General features: G+C 49.7%; 16 protein-coding genes. 7 read left to right on the forward strand and 9 right to left on the reverse strand.

What is annotated here, in order from left to right:
- The first annotated feature begins 168 nt into the window (after positions 1-168).
- The 7 genes from GUA87_RS05745 (at position 169) to GUA87_RS05775 (ending at position 8,139) form a co-directional block, all read left to right on the forward strand.
- Positions 169-729 (forward strand): F0F1 ATP synthase subunit delta, encoded by a 561-nt coding sequence (locus GUA87_RS05745; RefSeq protein WP_193715539.1) that lies wholly within the window; start codon positions 169-171, stop codon positions 727-729.
- Entirely contained in the window at positions 729-2,258 is a 1,530-nt protein-coding gene (gene atpA, locus GUA87_RS05750; protein ID WP_193715540.1) for a F0F1 ATP synthase subunit alpha, read from the forward strand. Before GUA87_RS05745 ends, atpA begins: the two co-directional genes overlap by 1 nt.
- 30 nt (positions 2,259-2,288) lie before the next feature.
- Positions 2,289-3,164 (forward strand): F0F1 ATP synthase subunit gamma, encoded by an 876-nt coding sequence (locus GUA87_RS05755; RefSeq protein WP_193715541.1) that lies wholly within the window; start codon positions 2,289-2,291, stop codon positions 3,162-3,164.
- 51 nt (positions 3,165-3,215) lie between these two features.
- The gene (gene atpD / locus GUA87_RS05760; RefSeq protein WP_193715542.1) at positions 3,216-4,640 is read left to right on the forward strand and encodes a F0F1 ATP synthase subunit beta; all 1,425 of its coding nucleotides are present in this window, start codon (positions 3,216-3,218) and stop codon (positions 4,638-4,640) included.
- Positions 4,641-4,664: 24 nt separating this feature from the next.
- Positions 4,665-5,066 (forward strand): F0F1 ATP synthase subunit epsilon, encoded by a 402-nt coding sequence (locus tag GUA87_RS05765; protein ID WP_193715543.1) that lies wholly within the window; start codon positions 4,665-4,667, stop codon positions 5,064-5,066.
- A gap of 142 nt (positions 5,067-5,208) precedes the next feature.
- Positions 5,209-6,546 (forward strand): FAD-dependent oxidoreductase, encoded by a 1,338-nt coding sequence (locus GUA87_RS05770; protein ID WP_193715544.1) that lies wholly within the window; start codon positions 5,209-5,211, stop codon positions 6,544-6,546.
- A gap of 144 nt (positions 6,547-6,690) precedes the next feature.
- Positions 6,691-8,139 carry a sensor histidine kinase gene (locus GUA87_RS05775; protein WP_193715545.1) on the forward strand — a complete coding sequence of 483 codons (1,449 nt, stop codon included), beginning with the start codon at positions 6,691-6,693 and terminating at the stop codon, positions 8,137-8,139.
- Between the two features lie 33 nt (positions 8,140-8,172).
- On the opposite strand, the gene GUA87_RS05780 is transcribed toward GUA87_RS05775, so the two are convergent.
- The 9 genes from GUA87_RS05780 to GUA87_RS05820 all read right to left on the reverse strand — a co-directional run bounded on the left by GUA87_RS05780 (position 8,173) and on the right by GUA87_RS05820 (position 17,769).
- Positions 8,173-9,633 carry a class I SAM-dependent methyltransferase gene (locus GUA87_RS05780; protein ID WP_193715546.1) on the reverse strand — a complete coding sequence of 487 codons (1,461 nt, stop codon included), beginning with the start codon at positions 9,631-9,633 and terminating at the stop codon, positions 8,173-8,175.
- Positions 9,634-9,950: 317 nt separating this feature from the next.
- Positions 9,951-10,433, reverse strand: coding sequence for an RNA pyrophosphohydrolase (locus GUA87_RS05785; RefSeq protein WP_193715547.1), 483 nt, complete (start codon positions 10,431-10,433; stop codon positions 9,951-9,953).
- Entirely contained in the window at positions 10,433-11,929 is a 1,497-nt protein-coding gene (locus GUA87_RS05790; protein WP_193715548.1) for a divergent polysaccharide deacetylase family protein, read from the reverse strand. Before GUA87_RS05790 ends, GUA87_RS05785 begins: the two co-directional genes overlap by 1 nt.
- A 29-nt stretch (positions 11,930-11,958) precedes the next feature.
- Positions 11,959-13,254 carry a S41 family peptidase gene (locus GUA87_RS05795; protein ID WP_193715834.1) on the reverse strand — a complete coding sequence of 432 codons (1,296 nt, stop codon included), beginning with the start codon at positions 13,252-13,254 and terminating at the stop codon, positions 11,959-11,961.
- Positions 13,254-14,642, reverse strand: coding sequence for a murein hydrolase activator EnvC family protein (locus GUA87_RS05800; protein WP_193715549.1), 1,389 nt, complete (start codon positions 14,640-14,642; stop codon positions 13,254-13,256). Before GUA87_RS05800 ends, GUA87_RS05795 begins: the two co-directional genes overlap by 1 nt.
- Positions 14,629-16,200 (reverse strand): 2,3-bisphosphoglycerate-independent phosphoglycerate mutase, encoded by a 1,572-nt coding sequence (gene gpmI / locus GUA87_RS05805; protein ID WP_193715550.1) that lies wholly within the window; start codon positions 16,198-16,200, stop codon positions 14,629-14,631. Before gpmI ends, GUA87_RS05800 begins: the two co-directional genes overlap by 14 nt.
- Positions 16,201-16,248: 48 nt before the next feature.
- Entirely contained in the window at positions 16,249-16,707 is a 459-nt protein-coding gene (locus GUA87_RS05810; protein WP_193715551.1) for a 23S rRNA (pseudouridine(1915)-N(3))-methyltransferase RlmH, read from the reverse strand.
- Between the two features lie 36 nt (positions 16,708-16,743).
- Entirely contained in the window at positions 16,744-17,103 is a 360-nt protein-coding gene (gene rsfS / locus GUA87_RS05815; protein ID WP_193715552.1) for a ribosome silencing factor, read from the reverse strand.
- A gap of 75 nt (positions 17,104-17,178) precedes the next feature.
- The gene (locus GUA87_RS05820; RefSeq protein ID WP_193715553.1) at positions 17,179-17,769 is read right to left on the reverse strand and encodes a nicotinate-nucleotide adenylyltransferase; all 591 of its coding nucleotides are present in this window, start codon (positions 17,767-17,769) and stop codon (positions 17,179-17,181) included.
- Between the last annotated feature and the right edge of the window lies 1 nt (position 17,770).

Here is a 17,770-nt window from a genome sequence, read left to right on the forward strand (position 1 = left end):
ATTTTGGGCAATAAACTTAACCAGAGCATATTGCTTCATGTAAATCCCTGTGCTAATAACCCGATGCCTTGCAAAGGGGGGCTGGAATGGCGGCCTGTCGTGGTGGGGTAATCGAATTTTTCAATTGACGCCTGATGCGTCATTTTTTTCAGGCTTGGGGATCTTTCCTTGTCAGCTGTGAACGCAAAAGTTTCTGGTATCGCTGGCCGCTACGCGACAGCTCTGTTCGAACTTGCTTCCGATGCGAAGCAATTGGACGCTGTTGCTGCCGATTTGGCCACGATCAAAACATCAATGGAAGAGAGTGCGGATCTCGCACGTCTCATCCGTAGCCCACTGGTTAGTCGCGATGATCAGGAGCGTGCCATCTTGGCCGTTCTTGAAATGCTCGGTGTCAGTGATCTGGTTCGTCGCTTTGTCGGGACGGTGGCGCAAAATCGCCGCTTGTTCGCGCTTGGTGGTATGATTGACGCATTTGGTCGTCTTCTTTCCGCGGAACGCGGTGAGGTGGTCGCCTCTGTAAAATCTGCCAAGAAGCTCACTCAGAAGCAGTTGGATGCTCTTTCTAAAGAGTTGAAGACAGCCATAGGGAGTGACGTCGCTGTCGAAGCCGAAATTGACGAAAGCCTGATCGGTGGTCTGGTGGTCAAAGTCGGTTCGCGTATGATCGATAGCTCGATTAGAACCAAACTTCAAAATCTTAAGTTTGCCATGAAAGGGGTTGGGTGATGGACATCCGCGCCGCAGAAATTTCCGAAATTCTTAAACAACAGATTGCGGGCTTTGATACGCAGGCTGAAGTTTCAGAAGTTGGTCAGGTGCTGTCCGTAGGTGACGGTGTTGCACGTATTTACGGTCTGGATAACATTCAGGCTGGTGAGATGGTTGAATTCCCAGGTGGAATTAAGGGTCTGGCCCTTAACCTGGAAGCCGACAACGTTGGTGCCGTGATCTTCGGTTCCGACCGTGACATTAAAGAAGGTGACACGGTTAAACGTACAGGCGCCATCGTTGAAACACAGGTTGGTAAAGGCCTGCTTGGTCGTGTTGTTGACGGTCTGGGTAACCCGATCGATGGCAAGGGTCCAATCGAAGGTTCTGAAAACCGCCGTGTTGACGTGAAAGCTCCTGGTATCATGCCACGTAAGTCTGTGCATGAGCCAATGATGACCGGCCTGAAATCAGTCGACAGCCTTGTTCCTATTGGACGTGGTCAGCGTGAGCTGATCATTGGCGACCGTCAGACAGGTAAAACAGCGGTTGCTGTTGACGCCATCCTGAACCAGAAGCCTCTGAATGCCGGTGACGACGAAAGCAAAAAACTTTACTGCGTTTATGTTGTTGTTGGTCAGAAACGCTCCACTGTTGCCCAGGTTGTTAAAACTCTGGAGGAAAACGGTGCGATGGAATACTCCATCGTTGTTGCAGCGACTGCTTCCGACCCGGCTCCTCTTCAGTATCTTGCGCCATTTACTGGTTGTGCGATGGCTGAATACTTCCGTGACAATGGTATGCACTCCCTGATCATTTATGATGATCTTTCCAAACAGGCTGTTGCATATCGTCAGATGTCCCTGCTGCTGCGTCGTCCTCCAGGACGTGAAGCTTACCCAGGTGACGTTTTCTATCTTCACTCTCGTCTGCTGGAACGTTCCGCGAAACTGAACGAAGATAACGGCCTTGGCTCTATGACAGCTCTGCCAGTTATTGAAACTCAGGCTGGTGACGTGTCTGCCTACATTCCGACAAACGTGATCTCCATTACCGACGGTCAGATCTTCCTGGAAACAGAATTGTTCTATCAGGGTATTCGTCCGGCGATTAACGTGGGTCTGTCCGTGTCTCGTGTGGGCTCCTCAGCTCAGACAAAAGCCATGAAGCAGGTTGCTGGTACCATTAAACTGGAACTGGCTCAGTATCGTGAGATGGCTGCCTTTGCTCAGTTCGGTTCTGATCTGGATGCGTCCACTCAGAAACTGCTGGCTCGTGGCGCGCGTTTGACTGAACTGCTGAAACAGCCTCAATACTCTCCATTGACTATGGAAGAGCAGGTTGTTGTGATCTTCTCCGGCGTGAAAGGCTACCTTGACCGCATCGAAGTTTCACAGGTTGGCGACTTTGAAAAACAGCTGCTGACAGAAATGCACGCTAAGCATCAGGATCTGCTCGACACGATCCGTGACGAAGCTGCGTTGTCTGGCGACAGCGAAGAGAAGCTGCACAGCATTCTGGATAGCTTCACAACCACTTTTGCGTAACCTTTGAGCTTAAAAAGGGGGTAGCCTCGGATGGCGAACCTTAAAGAACTCAAAAATCGGATCACCAGCGTCACCTCGACGCAGAAAATCACCAAAGCCATGAAAATGGTGGCTGCGGCGAAACTGCGTCACGCTGAAGAAGCTGCAAATGCGGCCCGCCCTTACGCGGAACGCATGGAAGGCATGATGGTGTCTCTTGCCGCCGGCCTTGAAGGCCGCGAGGGACCACGTCTTCTTCAGGGTAACGGTTCCGATCAGCGTCATCTGCTGATTGTTGCCACAGGTGAACGCGGTCTCTGCGGTGGCTTTAACAGCTCCATCGCGAAGGCCGCCGCACAGAAAGCTGAAAGCCTGACTGCCCAAGGCAAGGATGTTAAAATCCTTTGTGTTGGTAAAAAAGGCCGGGACGCTCTGAAGCGCCGCTTTGGTGACAAGATCATTGATCTGGTGGATCTTTCTGGATCCAAGAAAATTGGTTTTGCGGATGCGCAGCCGATTGCACAACGTGCCCTGTCAATGTTTGACGAAGACGAATATGACGTATGTACAATTTTCTACGCCAAATTCGTTTCTGTTCTGACACAGGAAGTAACTGAACAGCAGTTGATCCCGGCTTCTATCCCAGAGAAATCTGAGGGTGAAGAAAGCGAAATCGATTATGATTACGAGCCGGAAGAAGAAGAAATTCTGGCTGATCTGCTGCCACGGAACATCTCTGTGCAGGTCTATAAGGCACTTCTGGAAAATTCTGCGTCTGAGCAGGGTGCCCGGATGAGCGCTATGGATAACGCGACACGGAATGCCGGTGATATGATCGACCGACTGACCTTGCAATATAACCGTGAGCGTCAGGCTGCGATTACGAGCGAATTGATTGAAATTATCTCTGGTGCCGAGGCTCTCTAAGCCTCGTCCCAGTTTGTTGAAGAATGAAGTGACCCTTTAGGGAGCATTAAAATGGCGAATAAGTCTGTCGGCAAAATTACCCAGGTGATGGGTGCCGTCGTTGACGTTCAGTTTGAAGGCGAATTGCCTGCTATTCTGAACGCTCTACATACTGATAACAATGGTCAGCGTCTGGTATTGGAAGTTGCGCAGCACCTTGGTGAGAATACTGTACGTACGATCGCCATGGACGCATCTGAAGGTCTGGTTCGTGGACAGGAAGTACATGACACTGGCGACGCAATTCAGATGCCAGTTGGTCCAGAAACTCTGGGTCGTATTCTGAACGTTGTGGGTGAACCGGTTGACGAACGCGGTCCTGTAAACGCGAAACTGACTGCTCCAATTCACAACGAAGCCCCTGACTTTGCTGATCAGTCTACAGAAGCTGAAATCCTGGTAACAGGTATTAAGGTTGTGGACCTTCTCGCACCATACGCGAAAGGTGGTAAGATTGGTCTGTTCGGTGGTGCGGGTGTTGGTAAAACAGTTCTGATTATGGAACTGATCAACAACGTTGCCATGGGTCACGGTGGTTACTCCGTTTTCGCCGGTGTTGGTGAACGTACTCGTGAGGGTAACGACCTTTACTACGAAATGATCGAAGGTGGCATTATCGACCTCGAAGGCGACAAATCTAAAGTGGCCCTCGTATACGGTCAGATGAACGAGCCTCCAGGAGCGCGTGCTCGTGTGGCTCTGTCCGGTCTGACAATTGCGGAATATTTCCGTGATCAGGAAGGTCAGGACGTGTTGTTCTTCGTTGATAACATCTTCCGTTTCACACAGGCCGGTTCTGAGGTGTCTGCGCTTCTCGGTCGTATCCCTTCTGCGGTGGGTTACCAGCCAACACTGGCCACTGACATGGGTGCGCTGCAGGAACGTATTACATCAACAAACAAAGGTTCTATTACGTCCGTTCAGGCCATTTACGTGCCTGCCGATGACTTGACAGACCCTGCGCCTGCGACATCCTTTGCTCACCTTGATGCGACAACCGTTCTGTCTCGTCAAATCGCTGAGCTTGGTATTTATCCTGCGGTGGATCCGCTTGACTCCACATCCCGTATGCTTGACCCAGCAGTTGTTGGTGATCGTCACTACGGTGTTGCCCGTCGGGTTCAGGAAACACTACAAACTTATAAATCACTGCAAGACATCATCGCCATTCTGGGCATGGACGAACTGTCTGAGGAAGATAAACTGGTTGTGGCCCGTGCCCGTAAGATCCAGCGTTTCCTCTCACAGCCATTCCACGTGGCTGAAGTCTTCACCGGAGCACCTGGTAAATTCGTGAAACTCGAAGATACTATTGATGCTTTTGAAGCGATTGTTGCTGGTGAATATGACGATCTTCCTGAAGCTGCCTTCTACATGTGCGGTGGCATCGAGGAAGTGAAAGAAAAAGCTGCTAAACTCGCTGCGGAAGCAGCGTAACGCGGCCGGTAAGGAGAGCGAAACATGGCTGATATGGTTACCCTCGATCTGGTGTCACCTGAGAAGCTTTTGCTCTCGGATGCGTATGAAATGGTTGTTGTGCCAGGCGCTGAAGGCGACTTTGCCGTTATGGCCGGGCACACACCGATTACTTCCACACTGCGCCCTGGCGTTATCGCCATCTTTGAAGGGGATGCAGAAAAGGACCGCATTTTTGTAAATGGTGGCTTTGTACAGGTTGCTGACGACAAAATGACTGTTCTTGCTGAGGAAGCCATTCATGTGGCTGATCTGGACCTTTCAGATCTCAAGCAGCGCATTCAGGATGCATCCGAAGATATCGAAGATGCGAAAGATGATGAGACGCGTCGCAAGGCGCAGGAAAACAAAGATCATCTGGAACAGCTTCTGGAAGCACTGGCATAAGCGACTATCAAAAAATTTAAAAAGGGCCTTCGGGCCCTTTTTTTGTGCCCGTATTGAAAACACGTATTCAGTTGAAATTATGGTTAATAGATGTACCCTTGAGGTAGATTGATGAGTTGCCTAATGAAACCGGATTATATCAATGTCGACAGCGATTATCGCCGGGGGAAGTGTCGCCGGACTAACTGCCGCTCAGGCTATTGCAGGCTCATATGACAAGGTTCTTGTTATTGAAGCTGATAGCCGGCCACAAAGCGTAGGGCCGCGTAAAGGCGTCCCACAGGGACGACATACCCATGGATTGCTTAAAGGGGGAAGTGACGCCCTTACGGAACTTTTTCCAAATCTCCCCGAACAGCTTAAATCCAAAGGTGCCCCATCTGCCGATTTTTGTCAGGATGTGAAATGGTACCTTAACAAAAGATGGATGCTCGACTTTGAAGGGGGGCTTCCTATTCATTTTCAAACCCGTCCTCTTTTAGAAGAATGTATTCGGGAGAATGTGGAAAAACTGGAGAATGTAGAAATCCGCTATAGAAGCCGGTATCAGGATTTTCTGTTTGATCCATCTTCCAATCGTATTACCGGGGTGAGGATCAAATCATCCGAAGGGGATCTGGAAGATATCGCGGCGGATCTTGTAATCGATGCTATGGGGCGGGGAACACCCCTACCAAAATGGTTAAGTAGTCACGGGTTTGGTGACGTTCCGGTATCAGAAACGCGGGTGGATCTTGGATATGCAAGCTGCCTGTTGAAATTACCTACTGACCCGGCCCGTAAGTGGACCAGCTTGTTAATATATCCAACAGGGCCCGACGAGATTAAGGGTTGCACGTTGGTGCGTGTTGAAAATGATACTTGGTTGCTGACTTTGGCGGGCTATCACAATGACCATCCACCCTCCGATCAGGCGGGGTTTTTGGAATTTGCCAAAAACCTTCCAAAACCAGATGTATATGAAGCCATAAAGGAAGCCGAGTTTGTTACGGAAATCAGTCTCCACAAGTTTCCTTCCAGTATTCGTCGCCACTACGACCGCATGGATAACTTCCCAGATGGCATTATCCCGGTAGGAGATAGTAATGTTAGCCTCAACCCACTATTTGGACAGGGGATGACGGTGGCATTTATGTCCGTTAGAGATCTAAGTCTGTTATTTACGGATGCTGGGGGAACGGATAGCGCGGCTATTCGCGAAATCCGGACCAAGTTCTTCAAACGTATCAACAAGATTTTCAGCACCCCATGGGATCTGGCAATGGGGCAGGATTTCAGATATCCGGCAACGGTAGGCATTCCGCCATTCGGTTATCAGATCAAAAACATTCTTAAAGGAATGATTCTCTCTTCTGTCTCAAAATCAATTATTAAGAGATTTTATAAAGTTGTACATCTAGTAGAAGAAGAAAAAAGTTTTTACCATCCTGCGCGGGTTCTTCAGGTAGTTTTTACCATGAGATCTCGTGGTAAGGGGTAAAGTGCTGAAAAACATTCATTTTTCACGGATATTCAAATGGTTTTATGAAAAATATATGCTTTCCCGTATTAGGCTAATATTAACCCAAAATTTACACTCCGCCTCCTATGGTACCCTCGCTTGAAATAGAACTTGGATAACTACGTGCAACTTTTGGGTCGCTACGCAACATTGGACTCTTTCGCTGACGGAACAGCAATCCGCAGGTTTTCCCTGCGTTTTGTCGATTCTGCGGTTGAGCGTGAATACAATGATGTCGCGATTGCAAAATCTATTGGCGTATTGCGGTTATCCCTGCTGTCAGCAATGCTGATTTACGCTGCATTCGCGTTATTGGATTATTACATCAGTCCAGATGCGTTTCAGTATGCCATCGCCATACGGTTTACCACTACCATTCCTGTGATTATTACCGTCTATTGGCTGTCTTATACAAAATACTATGCGAAGATTGCGCAGGCTGGGGCGGCGCTTTGTATGCTGGTTTCGGGCCTCAGTATTATCTCAATGACGGCTTTCATGTCAGAGCCTGCAAATTATCTGTATTATGCAGGATTGACGCCACTGATTATCTTCTGCTGCTGTCTTCCGCCTACGCGGTTTATTTACGCAACGTCCGTAACGGGTTTCCTAATCGCGGCCTATCATGTGTCGGCGGTGATTGTGAACCCAATCCCCGGCCTGATCTTACTGGCAAATGATTTCTTCCTGTTGACTGCTGCAGGCATGGGCATTTTTGCGGCCTATTTTCAGGAGTTGGCAGAACGCCGCGATTTTATGAATATGCGGATGTTGGATAGCGAACGCAAGAAAAGTGATGATCTGGCAGACAAAGCCCAGTCAGCGAACCATGCTAAATCTGAGTTTTTGGCCATTATGAGTCATGAACTGCGCACGCCGCTTAATGCAATTATCGGATTCTCGGAAATCCTTGAAAAAGAAATGTTCGGCCCGCTCGGGACGGAGCAATATAAAGAATATTCGCTGGATATTAAGAATAGTGGCCAACACCTGCTTGGGATTATCAACGATATTCTGGATCTATCCAAGGCGGAGGCTGGTAAGCTCAACCTTCAGGAACAGGACCTTTCGCTGATCACTGTCATCAACTCTTCCTTGCGTGTTGTTCGCGACCGAGCAACAGAAAACGGTATTCGCCTAGCGTTTGATATACCTAAGGATGACATTATTCTCTACGCAGATCCGCGGCTTTTATCTCAGGTTTTCCTGAACGTTCTTTCCAATGCCGTGAAATTTACACCTAAAGGCGGAAATGTCAGTATTGATGTGGATGTCAGTGAGAGCGGAGAGGTTGTCGTCTGCGTCAGGGATACCGGGATCGGAATTGAAGAAGATAATCTTGAAAAGGTCTTTGCTCCCTTTGTTCAGATCGAAGGAAGCCTTGCCCGCAACTATGAAGGCACGGGACTGGGTCTTCCCCTTAGCAAGAACGTCATGGAGCTTCATCAGGGCGATATTCGTCTGGAAAGCCAGTTGGGTATGGGGACGATTGCGTATCTTACCTTCCCTGCCGATAGAAACAGATCAGCGGAGCATATGCCGCAGGAAGATGAACGTCTGCAAGCCTCCTAAAGAAAAACCCGCTTGGAGAAGCGGGTTTCTTTTTTAGCTTGGCTTGGTCACCATCAGAATGATGCAGTGACCGGTTTTATCTACAATGGTCTTCCGAACAGCATCTTCAGGAAGAGAGTTTGCCATATTCAGCATATTTTCTTCATCTCGGTATTCAAGCTGCCAGTCGGTGATCATTTCTACCTGCCACTCAAGGCTGCTGTCTGAATCATACATGCTACCAATCATCAGCGTGCCGCCCGGGTTCAGGTTTTTATAAAGGTCCTTAACCAGACGCGCGGCACGTTTATCTGTCAGATAATCGACCAGACCCACCGCATAGATCATGTCCTGATTATCCAGTTTCTTAAACAGATTTCCCGCTGCCAGAAACTCAAGGAAGGTGGCGTGTAAACAGTTTACAGTCGCTTTGCCATCAAGTTGCACCACTTGAGGGTAGGCGTTGTTGTAAGCATATGAAAGGGCGTCATCATCCTGATCGATCAGGGTGAAATTGACGTTCACAGGCTGTGCATGCCCACGCAGGAAGTTGGAAACCTCTTGGGCAGGGCCGCATCCAAGGCTGGCGATATTGAACTGCTCAACGCCGTTATGTGCTGCATTGTTAACCAGTTCAGCGATCTTCTGCTTCACAAGTGTCATGCGCGTTGTGATAAACTCACCTGTAGATGTGCCAAGGCGGTGGCAGAATTTTTCGTAAGGGGTCTCCCCCAGCATGGCAAGGTTATAAGCATAATTCATCACTTCGAAATCACCCGGATAACCAAGTGGTTTTTCGTATGACCGTTTCCAGCTGGCACCAGGTGTCAGTTCTGGTGTGAGCGTCCGCTCTGTATATTGTTTGGCGGCTTTCATGACCTCCGGCTTATTACGGATTGTTGTCATGATCTCCATTGATTTTTTGGAAATCTCGCGCCAGCGTTTAAGGGCATCCCGCTCGCATTCCAGAATGATTTCCTGAATCCGTTCTTCTCTTCGCGGGGCTTTGGCCGGCATATCATGTTCGACCTGTTCAAGTGTGGTTCGGACAGACCGGAGAAGATAGACAGCGTCTGAGATCACTGTTTTATATTCGGATGGGACCAGTGGAGAAATATCCTTCATGCCTTCGCGCAACTGACGGCGCATGGCCAGATCATCATGCTGCTCCATCAGCCGTTGGATATCCAAATATCCTTTGGTCAGCTCGATCGCGACCTTTTCCACGCTTTCATGGGCTTCGATACGCCGCACTTTGCCGCTTCCTGAGAAAACTTCCTCAGGTCCCAGCTTCAACGTTAGCGGAATATCTTTTTCAGGTGATACAGAAACCACATCTGAGGCAGGGCGGAAATAGCTCAGTCCACTCATGCTCATATCAAAAATTTCGAAATTGTCGTCATCAAGACTGATAACAGGAGAAATCTCCTGCATTAACGTAGAAGCCTTGAAACGTTCTGCGCGATAGAAGACACGTTTGCCTTCTCCCCCCGTGAGTTCTTCGTAATGCTTCATCTCAACCACACTCGTTCTGCGACTTGTAAATCCCCGCTACAAGAACGCCACTAATGAATCATGTAGATTCGGTACTGGTTATTTCGTGGTCGAAATGAATACGCCTCGCCCCGGGTTGAACCCAATCACCAACCTACTTCTCACCCGCTTCAGGTGTCCCATAACCGTCCACGTTAAAAAAGTATAGGTACATTCGCCCAAAAAAAACAATAGGTTAAGAAAATTTTAACAATTCTCTTTTCGTAAACACTATATATTGTGGGATAGTAACGAAAAATTAACTATAGAACATAAGTTGTATGAATACACCTTATGCGCTATTTCGAATCGTTTACAATGAAGGAAAACCCATCCACGATTTCCTGGTAAATGTCTCGTTTGAAAGGAACGATATTGTCGACAAGGGTGTCAATTGGTGCCCATTTCCATTCGGAAAACTCCGGATGTTCTGTTTCAATGTTGATGTCGTTATCTTCACCAGTGAAGCGAAACAGGAACCACCGCTGTTTTTGTCCGCGGTAGCGACCTTTCCATACCTTCCCTATCAATTCCGCAGGTAAATCGTAAGTCACCCATTGATCGAGTTCTTTCACGAGCTCGGCTTTATCCGTCCCGATTTCCTCCAGCAATTCTCTGATGGCAGCTTCTTCAGGGCTCTCCCCTTCATCGATACCACCTTGAGGCATCTGCCAGTAATCAGAAGGCATATCGATGCGCTGTCCCACGAAGACATGATTATTTTCGTTAATGAGCATAATTCCGGCACAGGGGCGATAGGGGAGATTTTTCGGGTCAGTCATTACTGAATTTCCTGGCTATTGACGACGGCAGACACTGGAGCAAGCACCAGCCCTTTACGGGTTAGGCTTTTTGTCCAAACCGCCAGTCGCTCAAGGGTAACGGGATAGGGATAGCCCACACCGATGGCAACGCCGGTGATACGAGCAATTCGTTCAAGTTCTGCAAGGCGTTGATCGATGCTGGCGCGATCTGCGCGATTGGAGATAAAACGGTTGTTAATGGCGACGGGGACGGATTTTTGCTTGGCCACATATCCAGCAACGCTGCGACCAGAGGTGCGACCATCTACAAACAACAGGCCTCGGTCCCGGATGACATCCATAATCGGCGAAATGTCTTCGCTGGAGGTTGTAAAGCGTGACCCCATCTGATTGGTTACCCCGCTGTATCCCGTAAATCGGCCCAACATCCATTCAAGGCGATTGAGGTTTTCCTTGTCAGTCAGGCGCGATAGCAGACTTTGCGGGCCGGGATCATTATCTGGGTACCCAAAAGGCTCCATAGGAAGTTGTAGCAGAGTTTCATGGCCCGCTGCGCGGGCTTGGGCAACCCAGTTTTGAAGGTCCCTGCCATAGGGGTTGAAGGATAATGTTATTTCTCCCGGTAAGTCCTGAATAGCGGAGCGGGTGGCGAATTTGCTCATCCCCATATCGCCAATGATAATGGCGATGCGCGGCCTTGACAGGGGATCGTCAAATGGCCGGGCGTAAACGCGCCAGGGTTTCCGGCCATCCGGGCTGATAACCGGCAAGAGGCCAAAATCAGATTTCGCCGCCAAGGAGGGATCAGGCACAGGTGGCAAAGGCCCCACCGGCTTTGGTGGCTCTTGGGCGATTTTCGGCTCTGGTGTTACCTCAGGTGTCTTTGGGGCCTCTTCTTTTACTGTTGGCTCAGCTTTTTTCTCTTCCTCAGGCGGTGAGGCCAGTGTTTCTGTGACTTCCGCTTTTTCAGGCTCAACGGGTTGAGGTTTTTCTTCTGCGGTTGGCTCTTCTTTCACGGGCTGTGGTTCAACCGGTTTTTCTTCTGTGGGTTTCTGAATCTGTTCAGGCTCGGAAATCGGCTCTTCTTGTCTTACCGTTTCTGTAGGCTCAGCTGTTTTCTCAGGAGCAGGTGCAGGTGTTTCAGTCTGCTTATCTTCAGATTTTGTTTCAGCAACGGCGATGTCTTTGACTTCTGGATCCTCAGGCTTTTCCAAAGCCGCAGGCTCCTCAACCGTCACCTCAGCCTTAGGGGTTGGTTCTTCTATCTGAACTGGGGGCTCTTCTTTAGCGGCGCGAGAGGGGGGAACCTCACCTTCATGCTTGCCTTTGACGGTGTCGGCAATTGACACCGTAGCTGTAATACGGCCTTCATCCGGGGTGCTTTTCTGCTGGTAAAAGGCGTAGCCTGCAATGCTGGCCAATCCGAGGATCAGCACGCCGTACAAAAAAGAAAGCACCGACAATTTGCGAGATTTCGCCGGTGCTCTGTTTTTAGGGCGTTTGTTCTTAGTCAAAATGTGCCCCCATTTATCTCACCAAAGGATCAGTTAAGTTCCTTTTTGGCAAAAAGGGAGACACCTTTCAACAGGTCTTTCGCTCTCAAGAGTTGATAATCCTGATTCTGACCTTGAGCGCCATTTTTATCGTCACCATCTTTTTTGGCATCAGGAGTATCCGTGCCATCGGACAGATGGTTGCGAAGATCCGCTTCGGAGCGGCGACGCCCATTTTCCAGAACCTCCAGACGGGCCTGCTTCACTTCGATATCTGGTGTGATGCCTTTGGCCTGAATAGAAACCCCTGATGGAGTATAATAGCGGGCAGTTGTCATGCGCATTGCGCCGTTACCCTGAAGGGGGACAATTGTCTGCACAGATCCTTTGCCGAAGCTTTGGGTGCCCAGAACGACAGCGCGGCGATGATCCTGAAGCGCACCAGCCACAATTTCTGAGGCACTGGCCGAGCCGCCATTGATCATGACAACAATTGGTTTACCGTCAATAACATCATCAGGTGTGGCGTTATAGCGTTGAGAATCGCGAGCCTCTCGACCGCGAGTGGAGACAATCTCACCTTTACGCAGGAATGCGTCAGATACCGCTATCGCCTGATCCAGAAGGCCGCCAGGGTTATTGCGAAGGTCAATAATCAAACCCTGGTAATCTCCCTCTAGTTCTTCCTGCAGCTTTTTGATGGTTTTACGAAGGCCGCTATCTGTCTGTTCAGTAAAGCTGGAGATACGCACATAAAGAATATCTTCGTCTTCGATACGACCACGAACGGACTGAACCGTAATGGTCGCGCGGGTAATGGTGATCTCAAGAGGGGCTTTCTCGCTTTCGCGGCGGATGGTCAGATTGATATCTGTATCAACAAGTCCGCGCATGCGCTCAACGGCTTCTGAAAGGGTAAGGCCTAAAACAGGCTCACCGTCCAGATGGGTGATATAGTCGCCCGCCTGAATACCTGCTTCCGCCGCAGGGGTGTCATCAATTGGGGCCACAACCTTTACAAGGCCATTTTCCATGGTGACTTCTATGCCAAGACCGCCAAACTTACCGCGGGTCTGAACCTTCATCCCTTCATAGTTTTTCGGGCTCAGATAGCTTGAATGAGGATCCAATGAAGAGAGCATTCCGTTAATGGCGGCCTCAATCAGTTCTGCGTCATCCACTTCTTCCACGTAATCTTCGCGGATTTTGGCAAAGACATCACCAAACAGATTAAGCTGCTGATAGGTTTCCGAGCTCGCTTCAACGCGCTTCTCTGGTGTTGTGAGTATAGCTAGAGAAAGTACGACCACCGCAAGGGTGAGAATACCCGTCGTAAAATTCCTCATCATCCACTAACCTTTCTTTTTCCCGCTGCAAGCCACGGTTTTGGATTCACCGGGGATCCTTTAGCCCTTAATTCCATATATAGGGTCGGTTTCCCGTCTTTCCCGTTATTCATTCTACCCACAGGCTCTCCGGCCAGTAGAAGTTGACCTACTTCGCCGTCGATACTGCCCATACCGGCAAGAAGAGTATGATATCCCTCACCATGGTCAATAATCAATAACAGTCCGTAATGACGAAAAGGTCCCGCAAAAGCAATCTGACCATCGTAAGGGGAGATAACCGTCGCCCCTTCCCGCGACTGGATCACAATGCCATTTTGCTGCGTGTTTCTTTTCTTGTTGCCATAACTGGACACTATTCTGCCACTAACTGGTAAAGGAAGTGTGCCTTTTTTTGCGGCAAAAGAAAGGCGGCCCGTTTGTGGGGGGAGCGACGCAATCTCAGTTTTCTGGGATTCTTGCGTAATTTCCACTTCATTTTTTCGTGAAGGGGATGGGGTTGGAATGCTATTTTCCTGATTTTTTTTCGCTTCCGCCAGTTTTCGGGCTTTCTCTTCCCGTTGCCGTTTGGCTTCTTCGGCCTGTAATTTTTGCTGTCTGGCAATTTCCGCTTCGATCTGCCTCTTTTCCTCGGCAAGGCGGATTTGTTTTTCCTGCTCCAGCCGCCTTAGAAGGGCAACCAGATCTTTTGCTTCTGCATTCAATCGGCTTTGGGTCCGCCGCTCCCGCGCATTGATATTGGCAAGAACGGCCTGCGCATCCCGTTTTGAGGTGAGGAGCTCTTCCAAGGCGTTTTGTTCGCCTTTCCGGCTTTCAAGCAGATCAGTATATTTTAGCTGTTCAGCCAAATACTGATCCCGAAGGGTGAATAAGGCATCCAACTGCCCAGAGAGTTCACCCGCCTCTTTTTTTAATGTAGGAATGGCCGCTTGCAGCAACGTTGCAGCACGCAATGTATCAAGAAGGCTATCCGGGCTTCCGATCAAGCTGCCTTCAGGTTGGCGGCCAAGCTGAAGAAGTGCCGACAGGGTATCTGCCAGGTCTTCATTTTGTTTGGAAAGGGCGGCCAGAGTTTGCCGCTCAACTTCGGCAATATCTTCAAGGCGGGTTTCTGTCTCCACCATATTCTGTTCGGTTTTTTGAAGACGGGCTGCGGCGGCAACCGATTTCTCCTTAAGCGCCCGTATCTCTCCTGAAAGAAGTTTGAGGCGGGCTGAAATCTCTTCCTGTCGGGCGTTAGACGAGCTGAGTTCTTGCCGCAGCTTTTTAAGCTCTTCTTCAGGGGTTGCAAGCGCGGCATTTGGAAATAAGAAAACGCCGCACAGGGTCAAAGCGGTCAGTAAAACCGCTTTCAGTTTTGCATTATGTCGCCTCTCAGGATGCCTCACGGGTCTCTTCAGCAGGGGAGGCGAGGTTGGATCCGGTCATGTCAGATGGAACATCCAGCCCCATGAAATTAAGAACAGTTGGTGCCAGATCGGCAAGCGTGCCGTCTTTCAATGAAAGGCCGTCACCACCAGCCGTAAGAACACATGGCACCAGATTGGTTGTGTGAGCCGTGTGAGGCTTGTGGGTTGTTGGATCTTTCATCAGCTCAATATTGCCGTGATCCGCGGTAATCAACATAACACCGCCATTGGCATTTACAGCTTCTGCCAGCTCCCCAATGCAGCCATCGATGGTTTCAACGGCTTCCAATGCTGCTTCCATCACACCCGTATGACCCACCATGTCAGGGTTGGCGAAATTGACGACAATCAGATCAAAAGTGCCGGAATTAACCGCGTCGATCAGCTTTGTTTTCACTTCTGGCGCAGACATTTCCGGTTGTAGGTCATAGGTGGCCACTTTAGGGCTTGGCACTAGAATACGGCTTTCGCCCTCATATACGCTTTCCTCACCACCGTTCAGGAAGAAGGTGACGTGGGCGTATTTTTCCGTCTCTGCGATGCGAAGCTGTGTGCGGCCCGCAGCAGAGGCAACTTCACCCAATGTGTTTTTGACGTCCACTGGGGGGAACAATGCCGGGACGGATTTCGCAAGTTCAGAAGAGTATTCGACCATACCTGTGATGGAGGCCAACGTCGGTTGGGCGCTGGTATCGAAGCCGTCAAAACCGTTTTCAGTTAACGCCCGCATGAACTGACGCGCACGGTCAGCCCGGAAGTTCGCCATCAGGAAGGCATCGCCTTCTTTCACGCCTTCATACCCTTCAAGCACTTGAGCTGGCAAAAACTCATCATTGTCACCCGCGTCATAGCAGGCTTCGACAGCCTCCACCGGGTTGGTCATGACGGTGCCAGCAGCGTTGAAAATGGCATTGTATGATTTCACAACGCGGTCCCAGTTATTGTCCCGGTCCATGGCGAAATAACGCCCGATCAAGGTTGCCAGTCGAACACCTTCGATGTCAGAAATGGCGTTCTGGAACTCATCCACAAAGCCGGCGCCGCTTGTTGGTGGGGTATCGCGCCCATCCATGAAGCCATGGATATCAACCTTAACCCCAGCGTCAGAGATAATCTGGGCCAGTGCCACCATGTGATCCTGATGGGAATGGACACCACCGGGGGAGAGAAGACCCGCCAGATGACAGGTGCCACCGCTTTCTTTCAATTTACTGATCATGGCAAGCAGGGTGCCGTTATTCGCCAGGGCTCCGGTATGAATATCAGAATTGATCCGCGGTAGGTCCTGCAAAATGACGCGGCCACTACCGATGGTCATGTGACCCACTTCAGAATTGCCCATCTGCCCTTCTGGTAAACCCACATCCAGACCAGAGGTGGACAGGCGGCTTTTGGGGCAGTTTTTGACCATGTTATCCCAATTTGGGGTGTTGCCGCGCATGATGGCATTATCTGCGCCGTCTTCGCCTTCACCCCAGCCATCTAGAATACAGAGAAGGACAGGGCGGTTTTTCTGGGTGAATGCTGTATCAGTCATGGCTGCTTTATACCGTTAATAGTACTGAATTTCTATAAGTTTAAGGTCTCAGGCTCTATGATAGGGGTGATTGTTCTGGATCGAATGGGCACGGTAGAGTTGTTCTGCCAGAAGCCCGCGCACCATCAGGTGAGGCCACGTCATTTTCCCAAGGGACAGCAATTGATCCGCCTGATCCAATGTTGATCTGGCATGACCATCCGCCCCGCCAATAAGGAAGGCGACATCCTGAAAACCTTCATCTGCATAAGATTTTAAAAGGGCCGCAAATTCTATACTGGTAAATTCGCGCCCCCGCTCATGCAGGACGATTTTCTTTGCCCCTTTGGGCACGGATTTCATAAGAAGTTCGGCTTCACGTTCCTTGAGCTTCTCACCTTTGAGCGGTTTTTTTTCTTCTGATTCTTTTAAGGTGAGTTGCCAGGGAAGGCGCCCTGTATATTCATCAAAAAGCGCCTGCAACGGGCCGCCTTTAAATTTGCCGATACTGGCAATCGTCAGGCGCATCCCATTTCCTCCATTCCGTCAGAAGCAAGGCTTCTGTTAGTTTGTCATTTCCTTGGCAGCGTTCGGTGCCCAGATTTTTTCAAGATTATAAAAATCCCGAACTTCAGGACGGAACAGATGCACAATGACATCACCTGCGTCGACGAGGACCCAGTCGCAGTTGGCTTTGCCTTCGATCTGGGCAATACCAAAACCGGCTTCCTTGATACGATCTTTCAAATGCTCAGCCATCGCGCCAACCTGACGGGAGGAGCGGCCGTTAGCAATGATCATATAATCTGCAAATGAAGTTTTACCGGAAAGGTCGATGGAGACGACATCTTCTGCTTTGTCGTCCGATAGGCTCGTTTGAACCAAGTCGCGGAGCTTTGAAGCAACAGCTTGTTTTGCGTTCATAAGGGGTAAAATCTACTCCTGAAAATATTTATAACTACTCTAAAATGGGGATTTTCATGGATAAGAGCAAGCATTTCATGAAAAATTCGCGCGATTTCTTAGTGATGTGCTGCTCATTTTATGTTTCGTATGCGTAACGAATGTCCAGGCAGGAGCCGGGTAACTCGCAAAATCCAAAATCGGTGCGCCGGGTTTGCTTGGGAAAATGCGTGACTTTTCATAGGCTTTGGCCGCGAATGACCCAAGTGCTTTAAAAGTATAGCCCGGTCTGTCAAACACGGCGATGGGCAGGGTTTCGAAGATATCCCGCCATCGATACCAGTTACGAATTTGCACAAGATTATCCGCCCCCATCAGCCAGACAAAATCCACGTCATAATAGGATTCGCACAGAGCACCGAGCGTATTGGCCGTGTAGCTGTTCCCAAGTTGCTGTTCAAAATCGGAAACCCTGATTTTGGGGTTTCTGGCCTTTGACAAGGCGCTGTCCAGCCGCTCGTCAAATGAGGCCATTTCGTCGGTGGTTTTTAAGGGGTTTTGCGGCGAGACAAGCCACCACACTTCATCCAGACCCAGATGGCGAATGGCTGTCTCGCTGATATAAACATGCCCGTCATGGGCCGGATTGAAGGAGCCTCCTAGAAGACCCACCTGACGCTTTTTCATG

It is taken from the genome of Sneathiella sp. P13V-1 (assembly GCF_015143595.1).
Taxonomy (GTDB): domain Bacteria; phylum Pseudomonadota; class Alphaproteobacteria; order Sneathiellales; family Sneathiellaceae; genus Sneathiella.

Excerpts from the sequence above, each read along its gene's own strand:
- atpA (WP_193715540.1), top strand. The coding sequence starts at position 729 with ATGGACATCCGCGCCGCAGAAATTTCCGAAATTCTTAAACAACAGATT.
- GUA87_RS05755 (WP_193715541.1), top strand. The coding sequence starts at position 2,289 with ATGGCGAACCTTAAAGAACTCAAAAATCGGATCACCAGCGTCACCTCG.
- atpD (WP_193715542.1), top strand. The coding sequence starts at position 3,216 with ATGGCGAATAAGTCTGTCGGCAAAATTACCCAGGTGATGGGTGCCGTC.
- GUA87_RS05765 (WP_193715543.1), top strand. The coding sequence starts at position 4,665 with ATGGCTGATATGGTTACCCTCGATCTGGTGTCACCTGAGAAGCTTTTG.
- GUA87_RS05770 (WP_193715544.1), top strand. The coding sequence starts at position 5,209 with ATGTCGACAGCGATTATCGCCGGGGGAAGTGTCGCCGGACTAACTGCC.
- GUA87_RS05780 (WP_193715546.1), bottom strand. The coding sequence starts at position 9,633 with ATGAAGCATTACGAAGAACTCACGGGGGGAGAAGGCAAACGTGTCTTC.
- GUA87_RS05785 (WP_193715547.1), bottom strand. The coding sequence starts at position 10,433 with ATGACTGACCCGAAAAATCTCCCCTATCGCCCCTGTGCCGGAATTATG.
- GUA87_RS05795 (WP_193715834.1), bottom strand. The coding sequence starts at position 13,254 with ATGAGGAATTTTACGACGGGTATTCTCACCCTTGCGGTGGTCGTACTT.
- gpmI (WP_193715550.1), bottom strand. The coding sequence starts at position 16,200 with ATGACTGATACAGCATTCACCCAGAAAAACCGCCCTGTCCTTCTCTGT.
- GUA87_RS05810 (WP_193715551.1), bottom strand. The coding sequence starts at position 16,707 with ATGCGCCTGACGATTGCCAGTATCGGCAAATTTAAAGGCGGCCCGTTG.
- rsfS (WP_193715552.1), bottom strand. The coding sequence starts at position 17,103 with ATGAACGCAAAACAAGCTGTTGCTTCAAAGCTCCGCGACTTGGTTCAA.
- GUA87_RS05820 (WP_193715553.1), bottom strand. The coding sequence starts at position 17,769 with ATGAAAAAGCGTCAGGTGGGTCTTCTAGGAGGCTCCTTCAATCCGGCC.